Origin of the sequence: Sphingomonas sp. CARO-RG-8B-R24-01 (assembly GCF_022662295.1) — a bacterium.
Taxonomy (GTDB): Bacteria; Pseudomonadota; Alphaproteobacteria; order Sphingomonadales; family Sphingomonadaceae; genus Sphingomonas.
Genome location: NZ_JAKNQI010000002.1, coordinates 301,387 through 313,207, shown reverse-complemented (window position 1 = coordinate 313,207; position 11,821 = coordinate 301,387). Strand labels below are relative to the sequence as shown.

Genomic DNA, 11,821 nt, shown 5'->3' with positions numbered 1-11,821 from the left:
CGCTGGACACTTCCGGAGTGCATCTGCGCTCTGGTTCGTAACCGGTCGTGCCGTTCGCGGCATGGCCAAAAAAGTGGAGAATGGCATGGATCGTGCTCAAAAGACCGAGCTCGTTGCAGAGCTGAACCGCACTTTTGCCGAAGTCGGCGTGGTGGTCGTCACCCGCAACCTCGGCATGACCGTTGCCCAGTCGACAAAGCTGCGTAACGCGATGCGGGATGCTGGCGCGAGCTACAAGGTCTCGAAGAACAAGCTTGCCAAGATCGCTCTGGACGGCACCGACTACACCCCGTTGGGCGACATGCTCACCGGTCCGGTCGGTCTCGCCAGTTCCATCGACCCCGTCGCGGCCGCCAAGGTGGCCGTGGAATTCGCGAAGACGAACGACAAGTTCGAAATCGTCGGTGGTGCGATGGGTGCGACCGTCCTCGACGTGGACGGCGTGAAGGCACTCGCGACGATGCCGTCGCTGGACGAACTGCGCGCGAAGATCGTGGGCCTCCTGGTTGCACCCGCAACCAAGCTCGCGACGATCGCCCAGGCGCCTGCGGCTCAGCTCGCTCGTGTGCTTTCGGCCTATGCCGAGAAGGACGCCGAACAGGAAACGGCGGACGCCTGACACCCGTCGGGTATTCGAGATCTTTTGAACTGAAACCATGGGGCGATGCCCCTGTTACTGGAGACTACACATGGCAGACCTCAACGCGCTGGTTGACCAGCTTTCGGCCCTCACCGTCATCGAAGCAGCAGACCTGTCGAAGATGCTCGAAGAGAAGTGGGGCGTTTCGGCCGCTGCAGCAGTCGCAGCAGCACCGGCAGCAGCCGGCGGCGCAGCAGCTCCGGCTGCTGAAGAGCAGACCGAATTCGACGTCATCCTCACCGGCGACGGTGGCAAGAAGATCAACGTCATCAAGGAAGTCCGCGCGATCACCTCGCTCGGCCTGACCGAAGCGAAGACGCTGGTCGAGTCGGCTCCCAAGGCCGTCAAGGAAGGCGTTTCGAAGGACGAAGCAGCCAAGATCAAGGCCCAGCTCGAAGCAGCTGGCGCGACCGTCGAAGTCAAGTAAGGCAAGCGAAGGGCGGCGGGCAACCGGCGCCCTTCCCTTCCGGACCTCGGTTCGAAACGAAAAGGGCGGCCCCTCGCAAGGGGGTCGCCCTTTTCGTGTCCGGCTTGAATGCGGAACGACGGATACCGACCGTCATCAGGCCGTCGGCCCTGGCGGCAAGCCTCGCGATATCAGCCCGTAACGCCGCCCGGATAGGCGATCACCGCCACCGTGTCCGCCATCCGCGCGCTATCGAGACGGAACGGCTGCAATTTGCCACCCGCGCCGCGGTCCTGTCCGATGACGAACGCCGCGGCGGTCTGGCCCGCGCCCGCGTCCCCCAAGCCATAGCGGAGGTTGATCGCAAGCAGCGGCACGACCATCGCCCGCCCGCCCAGATCGACCGTCTCGATCGTCTCTTTCGGATGCATCGCCATTCCACCGAGGTCGACCGCAGTCCCCGGCAGCAAATCGAACGGCGCGGCGATCGACGTGTCGAGCGGCATCGCGAAGAGCGCGGCCAGCAGCGCATCGTGCTGGACGCCCATGCCCAGCAGTCGCACGTCTAGCCGGATCGCGTGCGCGATCGCATCGCCGACGTTGCGGACAATGATCCGATACTCGACGGCCGCGCTCAAAAGGTTGGTCCCGGCACGCGTGGCGATGCATTCGATCTCGATGCGCGGACGCGCGACGGGTATCGTGATTCGCGGAGCGACTGCGCGCGCGGCTGCTGCCGGCGTGCTTGCTGGCTCTGGTTCGGCGGGAGGAGCCTGCTCGAACGACGCCTCGTCCGGGATCACCGCTGACGGGTTGCCAGCGCGCCGACGCCAGAGGATCCACCCCGCCACCGCAAGCGCGATGATCACGCCGCCGGCTACCAGCGCCCAGATGGAGGATCGTGGCGGCGATACGGAGTCCGCTGGCGCCGTGGGCGTTGGCGTCTGGCGCACCGCGACGGGCGGGGCAGTCGGTACGGCGACCGGATCGGGCTTCCGCACTGGCGCCGGCACGGCGATCGTCGGCGGCCCCGCCGGGGTCGGCGCCACGACCGGAACCGGGCGCTCGGGCGGACCGGCGCGTGGGACGGGCGTCGGGCGCGGTACGGGCGTAGTCCGGACGGTCGGAACGACGCGCGGCGGTACCGATGGGACCGCTACGACCGGAGTGGACGGCGTCGGGGCCGGAGCCGGCCGCTGCACGCTCACGCCAGTAGTCGGCTCGGCGTCAGGCGCGACGCGCGGCGTCGGCCGGGACGATGGCAGACTGTAGCCGTCGAGATCCGGCAGCGGCGTTGCCGGCGCGGAGGTCTGTGCCGCGACCGGCGTCGCCAGCAGCAACGTCCCTGCGAGCCAGAGCGATGAAGGGAGGATTTTCACGGCCCGGCCATAGCCGCAATCGTGCAACCACCAAAGCAATCCGACGTCGAACGGGATCCCCTCGTCGCGCCGACCGTTCCGTTCGCCGGATCAGGGCCTTCGCGATCCGCGATTTGACACCCCGGCGCACCGTCCCTATATGGCGCACTCCACCACAGTCTTCGGGAAATGACGTGCCGTCGCGCAGCATGTCGATCGTATTGGGATTGTGGTTTCACGAGACGCATGAAAGCTGCTGTCGTTCCACCCCGGTGGAGGACATGCGGCTTTTTGCGTTTTCGGCGTGCCCGCCCGGGCGTTTCCGGGCACGAAATTAGAGCTTGAGGGCAAAAACTCCATGGCGACCAAGGCAACCAACGAGGGCACGGCCAAGCCGCGCGCAGCAGAAAGCGGCACCGCCAAGCGCCGCATCCGCAAGGTTTTCGGCAACATCCACGAAGTCGTGCAGATGCCGAACCTGATCGAGGTCCAGCGCGAGAGCTACGAGCAGTTCCTGCGTTCCGACCCCGCGATCGGTTATGTCTCGGGTCTCGAGAAGACGCTGCGCAGCGTGTTCCCGATCCGCGATTTCGCCGGCACCGCCGAACTCGACTTCGTCAATTACGAGCTCGAGCCCCCCAAGTTCGACACCGACGAATGCCGCCAGCGCGGCATCACCTATGCGGCGCCGATGCGCGTCACGCTGCGCCTGATCGTGTTCGAGGTGGACGCCGACACGGATTCGCGTTCGGTCCTCGATATCAAGGAGCAGGACGTCTACATGGGCGACATGCCCCTGATGACGGGCAACGGCACCTTCATCATCAACGGCACCGAGCGTGTCATCGTCTCGCAGATGCACCGTTCGCCGGGCGTCCTGTTCGACCATGACCGCGGCAAGACCCACGCATCGGGCAAGTATCTGTTCGCCGCGCGCGTCATTCCGTATCGCGGTTCGTGGCTCGACTTCGAGTTCGACGCCAAGGACATCGTCAACGTCCGCATCGATCGCAAGCGCAAGCTGCCGGTGACGGCGCTGCTGTACGCGCTCGGGATGACCGGCGAGGAGATCCTCAACCACTTCTACAACCGCGTGACCTTCGTCCGTGGTCAGGGCGGCTGGATCATCCCGTTCCAGCCCGAGAACTGGCGTGGCCAGAAGCCGATGTACGACATCATCGACGCCAAGACCGGCGAGATCGTGTTTGCCAACGGCCAGAAGATCAGCCCGCGCGCAGCCAACAAGGCGGCCAAGGACGGCCTGACCGACCTGCTGATCCCGACCGAGGAAATCTTCGGTCGCTACAGCGCCTATGACCTGATCAACGACAATACTGGCCAGATCTACATCGAGGCGGGCGACGAAGTGTCGGCCGAGAACCTCGAACTGCTCGACCAGGCCGGGATCGACCGGATCGAACTGCTCGACATCGATCACGTCGCGACGGGTCCGTGGATCCGCAACACGCTCAAGGTCGACAAGGCCGAGGAGCGCGAGCAGGCACTGTCCGACATCTACCGCGTCATGCGCCCGGGCGAGCCGCCCACGCTCGAGACCGCAGAGTCGCTGTTCAGCGGCCTGTTCTTTGATCCCGACCGGTACGACCTGTCGGCGGTTGGTCGTGTGAAGCTCAACATGCGTCTCGACCTCGACGTCGAGGACACCGTGACCACGCTCCGCACCGAGGACATTCTCGAAGTCGTCAAGACGCTCGTGAACCTCAAGGACGGCAAGGGCGACATCGACGATATCGACAACCTCGGTAACCGTCGTGTGCGCTCGGTCGGCGAGCTGCTCGAGAATCAGTATCGCGTCGGCCTGCTCCGCATGGAGCGCGCCGTGAAGGAGCGTATGTCGTCGGTCGACGTGTCGACCGTGATGCCGAACGACCTGATCAACGCGAAGCCCGCGGTTGCCGCGGTCCGCGAATTCTTCGGCTCTTCGCAGCTGTCGCAGTTCATGGATCAGACCAACCCGCTGTCGGAAGTCACCCACAAACGTCGCGTGTCGGCCCTCGGACCGGGTGGTCTTACGCGTGAGCGCGCCGGCTTCGAAGTCCGCGACGTTCACCCGACGCATTACGGCCGCATCTGCCCGATCGAGACGCCGGAAGGCCCGAACATCGGTCTGATCAACTCGCTGGCGTCGTTCAGCCGCGTCAACAAGTATGGCTTCATCGAGACGCCGTACCGCAAGGTCGTAGACCACAAGGTCACCGACGACGTCGTCTATCTGTCGGCGATGGAAGAGGCCAAGCACACGATCGCGCAGGCCAACGCCGAGCTCGATTCGTCGAACGGCTTCGTCGAGGAACTGGTGTCGTCGCGTCAGGCGGGCGAATTCCTGATGGCGATCCCGAACAACATCACGCTGATGGACGTCAGCCCCAAGCAGCTCGTCTCGGTCGCCGCATCGCTCATTCCGTTCCTGGAAAACGATGACGCCAACCGCGCACTGATGGGCTCGAACATGCAGCGTCAGGCGGTTCCGCTCGTCCAGGCCGAAGCGCCGTTCGTCGGCACCGGCATGGAAGAGACCGTGGCACGCGATTCGGGTGCAGCGATCTCGGCCAAGCGGGCGGGCATCGTCGACCAGGTCGACGCGGCGCGTATCGTCATCCGCGCAACCGGCGAAATCGATGCCGGCCAGTCGGGCGTCGACATCTACACGCTGATGAAGTTCCAGCGCTCGAACCAGAACACCTGCATCAACCAGCGTCCGCTGGTGAAGGTGGGCGACGTGATCCATGCCGGCGACGTCATCGCCGACGGTCCGTCGACCGAGTTCGGTGAGCTCGCGTTGGGGCGCAACGCGCTCGTCGCGTTCATGCCGTGGAACGGGTATAACTATGAGGATTCGATCCTCATCTCCGAGCGCATCGTCAAGGACGACGTCTTCACCTCGATCCACATCGAGGAATTCGAAGTCATGGCGCGCGACACCAAGCTCGGGCCGGAAGACATCACGCGCGATATCCCCAACGTCGGTGAGGAAGCGCTCCGCAACCTCGACGAGGCTGGCATCGTGTACATCGGCGCAGAGGTCGAGCCGGGCGATATTCTCGCGGGCAAGATCACGCCGAAGGGCGAGAGCCCGATGACGCCGGAAGAAAAGCTGCTCCGTGCGATCTTCGGTGAAAAGGCGTCGGACGTGCGCGACACGTCGCTTCGCCTGCCGCCGGGTGTTGCCGGGACGGTCGTCGAGGTCCGGGTGTTCAACCGCCACGGCATCGACAAGGACGAGCGCGCGATGGCGATCGAGCGCGAAGAGATCGAGCGCCTCAAGAAAGACTCGGACGACGAGCGCAGCATCCTTAACCGCGCGACCTGGTCGCGTCTGCGCGAGATGCTGATCGGCCAGACGGCAACCGCCGTCCCCAAGAACGGGCCGAAGAAGGGCGTGGTCATCGACCAGGACGTCCTCGACAGCGTCGATCGTCACGAGTGGTGGAAGTTCGCGGTTGCCGATGACAAGACCCAGAGCGATCTGGAAGCGGTCAAGACGCAGTATGACGATGCCGCCAAGCTGATCCTCGACAAGTTCCACGATCGTCGCGACAAGCTCGAGCGTGGTGACGAGCTGCCGCCAGGCGTGCTCAAGATGGTCAAGGTGTTCGTCGCGGTGAAGCGCAAGCTGCAGCCGGGCGACAAGATGGCCGGCCGTCACGGGAACAAGGGCGTCATCTCGCGGATCCTGCCGGCGGAGGACATGCCGTTCCTCGCCGACGGTACGCCGGTCGATCTCGTGCTCAACCCGCTGGGCGTGCCGTCGCGCATGAACGTCGGTCAGATCTTCGAGACGCATCTCGGCTGGGCTGCCCGTAACCTCGGTCAGCAGGTCCATCGTGCGCTCGAGGATTGGCGCGAAGCCAACCCCGAACCCAAGCCGGGCGACATGCCCGACGCGGTCAAGGCACGGCTGCTCGAAGTGTACGGCGATCACTATGCCGCGGACATCGAGGCGCGGACCGCCGAGCAGATCATCGAGCTGACCGACAACCTGCGCACCGGTATCCCGATGGGAACGCCCGTGTTCGACGGTGCCCGCGAAGCCGACGTCTCTGCGATGCTGGAACTGGCGGGTCTCGATACGTCGGGTCAGTCGGATCTGTTCGACGGGCGCACCGGGGATCAGTTCGACCGCAAGGTGACCGTGGGCATCATCTACATGCTCAAGCTCCACCATCTGGTCGACGACAAGATCCACGCCCGGTCGATCGGGCCGTACTCGCTCGTCACGCAGCAGCCGCTGGGTGGTAAGGCGCAGTTCGGTGGCCAGCGCTTCGGCGAGATGGAGGTCTGGGCGCTTCAGGCATATGGTGCTGCGTACACCTTGCAGGAAATGCTCACGGTCAAGTCGGACGACGTCGTCGGGCGCACCAAGGTCTATGAGGCGATCGTCAAGGGTGACGACACGTTCGAGGCCGGGATTCCGGAGAGCTTCAACGTTCTCGTCAAGGAAATGCGTTCGCTCGGCCTCAACATCGAGCTGACCACGACCGAGCATTTCGACAGCGACGGCGTCGCGATCGCGGCCGAGTAACAAGAGCCTCCCCTCCCGCTTGCGGGAGGGGATTGAGGGGTGGGCTCCCGGCCCGCGGCGGACCGCACGGCCGCTACCGGGTGCCCACCCCCTCCCAGCCTGAAGAGGCTGGGCCCCTCCCCCTCCCGCAAGCGGGCGGGGGGTAAGATTTCGAGGAAAGGTTCATCTCCATGAACGAACTGACCAATTTCGCGAACCCGGTCGTCAAGGCCGAGACCTTCGACCAGATCCAGATCGGCATCGCCAGCCCGGACAAGATCCGCAGCTGGTCGTTCGGTGAGATCAAGAAGCCCGAAACCATCAACTATCGCACGTTCAAGCCCGAGCGTGACGGCCTGTTCTGCGCGCGCATCTTCGGTCCGATCAAGGATTACGAGTGCCTGTGCGGCAAGTACAAGCGCATGAAGTACAAGGGCATCGTCTGCGAGAAGTGCGGCGTCGAAGTCACCGTCTCGAAGGTCCGGCGTGAGCGCATGGGCCATATCGAGCTGGCCGCCCCGGTCGCGCACATCTGGTTCCTCAAGTCGCTGCCGTCGCGCATCGGCCTGCTGCTCGACATGCAGCTCAAGCAGCTCGAGCGCGTTCTGTACTTCGAGGCGTATATCGTAATCGAGCCGGGCCTGACCCCGCTCGAAAAGTACCAGCTGATGACCGAGGACGAGCTCCTCGACGCGCAGGACGAGTATGGCGAAGACGCCTTCTCGGCCGGCATCGGCGCGGAAGCCGTCCGCATCATGCTGCAGGACCTCGATCTCGAGGGCGAGCGCAAGGAGCTCCTCGAGGAGCTCGCGGTCACCAAGTCCGAGCTCAAGCCCAAGAAGATCATCAAGCGCCTCAAGGTTGTCGAGAGCTTCATCGATTCGGGCAACCGCCCGGAGTGGATGATCCTCGAGGTCGTGCCAGTCATCCCGCCCGAGCTGCGCCCGCTGGTGCCGCTGGACGGTGGTCGTTTCGCGACGTCGGATCTGAACGATCTGTATCGCCGCGTGATCAACCGTAACAACCGCTTGAAGCGCCTGATGGAGCTCCGCGCGCCGGACATCATCGTCCGCAACGAGAAGCGCATGTTGCAGGAGGCCGTCGACGCACTGTTCGATAACGGTCGCCGCGGTCGCACGATCACGGGCGCCAACAAGCGTCCGCTCAAGTCGCTGTCGGACATGCTCAAGGGCAAGCAGGGCCGCTTCCGCCAGAACCTTCTGGGCAAGCGCGTCGACTATTCGGGTCGTTCGGTCATCGTGACCGGGCCTGAGCTGAAGCTGCACCAGTGCGGCCTGCCGAAGAAGATGGCGCTCGAGCTGTTCAAGCCGTTCATCTACGCACGTCTCGATGCCAAGGGTCTCTCCATGACCCTGAAGCAGGCGAAGAAGTGGGTCGAGAAGGAGCGCAAGGAAGTCTGGGATATCCTGGACGAGGTGATCCGCGAGCATCCGGTCATGCTGAACCGTGCGCCGACGCTTCACCGTCTCGGCATCCAGGCGTTCGAGCCGGTGCTGATCGAGGGCAAGGCGATCCAGCTGCACCCGCTGGTCTGCTCCGCGTTCAACGCCGATTTCGATGGCGATCAGATGGCCGTCCACGTCCCGCTGTCGCTCGAAGCGCAGCTAGAGGCGCGCGTCCTGATGATGTCGACGAACAACATCCTGTCGCCCGCCAACGGCAAGCCGATCATCGTCCCGTCGCAGGATATGGTGCTGGGCCTGTATTATCTGTCGATGCTCAAGGAAGGCGAGCCCGGCGAGGGCATGATGATCTCCGACATGCAGGAGGTTCATCACGCGATCGAGGCTGGCGCGGTCACGCTCCACACCAAGATCATCAGCCGCGTCCCGCAGACCGACGAGGACGGCAAGCAGTATCTCAAGCGCTATGAGACCACCCCCGGTCGCATGCTGCTCGGCGAGTGCCTGCCGCAGAACCACAAGGTGCCGTTCGACATCGTCAACCGCCTTCTGACCAAGAAGGACGTCGGCGACGTGATCGACGAGGTCTATCGTCACGCCGGCCAGAAGGACACGGTGCTGTTCGCCGATGCGATCATGTCGCTGGGCTTCAAGCACGCGTTCAAGGCGGGCATCTCGTTCGGCAAGGACGACATGATCATTCCGGACGCCAAGATCGCATTGGTCGACGAGACCAAGGGTCTGGTGAAGGACTTCGAGCAGCAATATCAGGACGGTCTGATCACGCAGCAGGAGAAGTACAACAAGGTGATCGACGCCTGGAGCCGTTGCGGCGATCAGGTCGCGAACGCGATGATGAACGAGATCAAGGCGGTCAAGCATTACGAAGACGGCCCGAACAAGGGTCGCGAGAAGCCGATCAACTCGATCTACATGATGGCCCACTCGGGTGCGCGTGGTTCGCAGGCGCAGATCAAGCAGCTTGCCGGTATGCGCGGCCTGATGGCCAAGCCGTCGGGCGAGATCATCGAAACGCCGATCATCTCGAACTTCAAGGAAGGCCTGACCGTCCTCGAGTACTTCAACTCCACCCACGGTGCCCGTAAGGGTCTCGCGGATACGGCATTGAAGACCGCCAACTCGGGCTACCTCACCCGCCGTCTCGTCGACGTGTCGCAGGATTGCGTCATCATCGAGGAGGATTGCGGGACGACCCGTGCGCTCGAAATGCGCGCGATCGTTCAGGGCGGTTCGACCATCGCGTCGCTCGGTGAGCGAATCCTCGGTCGTACGACCGCGGAAGACATCGTGGACAGCAAGACCGGCGAGATCGTGATCCCGTCGGGCACGCTGCTCGACGAGCCGATGGTCGCGAAGATCGAGGCGATCGGGACGCAGTCGTGCAAGATCCGCTCGCCGCTGGTCTGCGAGACCAAGATCGGTGTCTGCGGCAAGTGCTACGGGCGCGATCTCGCCCGCGGTACGCCGGTGAACATCGGTGAAGCGGTCGGCGTCATCGCGGCGCAGTCGATCGGTGAGCCGGGCACGCAGCTGACCATGCGTACCTTCCACATCGGTGGTGCGGCGCAGCTCAACGAGCAGTCCAACCTGGAGGCAGTGGCCGACGGCACGATGGAATATCGTGATCTTCGCACCATCACCGACCAGCGTGGCCGCCGCGTCGTGCTCAGCCGCTCGGGTGAAATCGCGATCGTCGATATGGACGGCCGCGAGCGCGCGGTGCACCGCATTCCGTACGGCGCGTACGTGCTGTTCGACGATGGCCACATCGTCGAAAAGGGCGATCGTCTGGCGGAGTGGGATCCCTTCACCATGCCGGTGATCACCGAGAACCCCGGCGTCGTGAAGTATCAGGATCTGATCGAGGGCAAGACGCTCACCGAGCAGGCCGACGAAGCGACCGGTATCTCGCAGCGTGTCGTGATCGAGTACCGTGCCACGACCAAGGCCAAGGAAGATCTTCGTCCGCGCCTCACCCTGACGGGTGCGAGCGCAGAGGAAGCCGGCCGCTACATGCTGGTGCCGGGCGCGACGCTCTCGGTCGAGGATGGGGCGACGGTTTCGGGCGGTGACGTCCTGGCCCGTGTCAGCCGCGAGAGCGCCAAGACGCGCGACATCACCGGCGGTCTGCCGCGTGTTGCCGAGCTGTTCGAGGCGCGCAAGCCGAAGGAGAATGCGATCATCGCAAAGGTCTCCGGCCGCGTGGTGTTCGGCAAGGATTACAAGGCGAAGCGCAAGATCGGCATCCAGCCCGAGGATGGCGGCGAGGTCGTCGAGTATCTGGTGCCCAAGTCGAAGGTCATCGACGTGCAGGAAGGCGATTACGTCAAGCGCGGCGACAACCTCATCGGCGGCAGCCCCGATCCGCACGACATTCTCGAAGTGCTCGGCATCGAGCCCCTGGCGGAATATCTCGTGTCGGAAATCCAGGAGGTCTATCGTCTCCAGGGCGTGAAGATCAACGACAAGCACATCGAGACGATCGTTCGCCAGATGCTGCAGAAGGTCGAGATCACCGACGGCGGCGACACCACGCTGCTGGCGGGCGAGCAGGTCGATCGCGACGAGATGGACGAGATCAACTCGAAGATCGACAAGAAGGAGCGTCCGGCACAGGGCAAGCCCGTCCTGCTCGGCATCACCAAGGCGTCGTTGCAGACCCGCAGCTTCATCTCGGCGGCGTCGTTCCAGGAGACCACCCGAGTCCTCACCGAGGCATCGGTGCAGGGCAAGAAGGACACGCTGACCGGTCTCAAGGAGAACGTCATCGTTGGTCGCCTGATCCCGGCGGGTACGGGTGCGGGGATGAACCGTCTGCGTGTCACCGCTTCGTCGCGCGATGCGGCGCTGCGGGTCCAGCAGCGGCGTCTCGCCGAGGTTGCGATCGTCGCGCCGAACTCGGCCAAGGAAGAGCATGACGCCGAGCTCGCACGCTCCGCGCGCGACTCGGGCGGTATGGGTAGCGATCCGCTCGCGGTCGTCACCACCAGCGGGACCGGCACCGATGCCGATGCAGGCGAGTATCTGAACAAGGAGTGATCTCCGCGTTTGGCCACTCTGCCGAGACTGATCAAATGGCCGCCGTCCGGGTTTCCGGGCGGCGGCTTTTTTGTGGCCGATCCGCCGGGGCGCGTGCCGCGCGGGCCCCCGAAGGGCGTGCTGCATACGCACCACTTGCAACCTGTCGGACCCGACCGGACCGGTCGTTACCTTACCAATTTGAAATGTCGGGCATCATCCTTAAGATGCACAGCCGCCCCGAACGCGCCGCTCCGGCGCGGTAATACGCAGTTAGATCGCTGCTTTTGTTAGAATCTTTCCCGTTCGATGGGCATCGCGCAAAATGTGGACGCTACCCTTTTTCCGATGGATTTATTATTTCTGCTTAGTTACAAAAATAATGCCGGTACGGTCCAAAAATAAGACCAATATGTGACCATGCCCGGCGAG

5 protein-coding genes are annotated in these 11,821 nt (G+C 63.9%); 4 read left to right on the top strand and 1 reads right to left on the bottom strand.

Annotated features, from left to right (window positions below; genetic code table 11):
- Nucleotides 1-85 precede the first annotated feature (85 nt).
- Together rplJ and rplL are read left to right on the top strand one after the other, a co-directional pair.
- On the top strand, nt 86-619 hold the full coding sequence (rplJ, locus tag L8G49_RS06320; protein ID WP_010160422.1) for a 50S ribosomal protein L10: 534 nt from the start codon (nt 86-88) through the stop codon (nt 617-619).
- A 70-nt stretch (nt 620-689) separates the two neighbouring features.
- A complete protein-coding gene (gene rplL, locus L8G49_RS06315) occupies nt 690-1,067 on the top strand; it encodes a 50S ribosomal protein L7/L12 (protein ID WP_242139444.1) in 378 nt (125 codons plus the stop codon).
- 170 nt (nt 1,068-1,237) lie between these two features.
- Here rplL and L8G49_RS06310 read toward each other — a convergent pair whose 3' ends face one another.
- On the bottom strand, nt 1,238-2,425 hold the full coding sequence (locus tag L8G49_RS06310; protein ID WP_242183359.1) for a hypothetical protein: 1,188 nt from the start codon (nt 2,423-2,425) through the stop codon (nt 1,238-1,240).
- Nucleotides 2,426-2,762: 337 nt separating this feature from the next.
- Here L8G49_RS06310 and rpoB point away from each other — a divergent pair, with 337 nt between their 5' ends.
- Nucleotides 2,763-6,947 carry a DNA-directed RNA polymerase subunit beta gene (rpoB, locus tag L8G49_RS06305; RefSeq protein WP_242139442.1) on the top strand — a complete coding sequence of 1,395 codons (4,185 nt, stop codon included), beginning with the start codon at nt 2,763-2,765 and terminating at the stop codon, nt 6,945-6,947.
- Nucleotides 6,948-7,117: 170 nt separating this feature from the next.
- Nucleotides 7,118-11,410, top strand: coding sequence for a DNA-directed RNA polymerase subunit beta' (gene rpoC, locus L8G49_RS06300; RefSeq protein WP_242139441.1), 4,293 nt, complete (start codon nt 7,118-7,120; stop codon nt 11,408-11,410).
- The last annotated feature ends 411 nt before the right edge of the window (nt 11,411-11,821 follow it).

What these genes read in the sequence shown, in the direction of transcription:
- rplJ (WP_010160422.1), top strand. Translation starts at nt 86, where the DNA reads ATGGATCGTGCTCAAAAGACCGAGCTCGTTGCAGAGCTGAACCGCACT.
- rplL (WP_242139444.1), top strand. Translation starts at nt 690, where the DNA reads ATGGCAGACCTCAACGCGCTGGTTGACCAGCTTTCGGCCCTCACCGTC.
- rpoC (WP_242139441.1), top strand. Translation starts at nt 7,118, where the DNA reads ATGAACGAACTGACCAATTTCGCGAACCCGGTCGTCAAGGCCGAGACC.
- rpoB (WP_242139442.1), top strand. Translation starts at nt 2,763, where the DNA reads ATGGCGACCAAGGCAACCAACGAGGGCACGGCCAAGCCGCGCGCAGCA.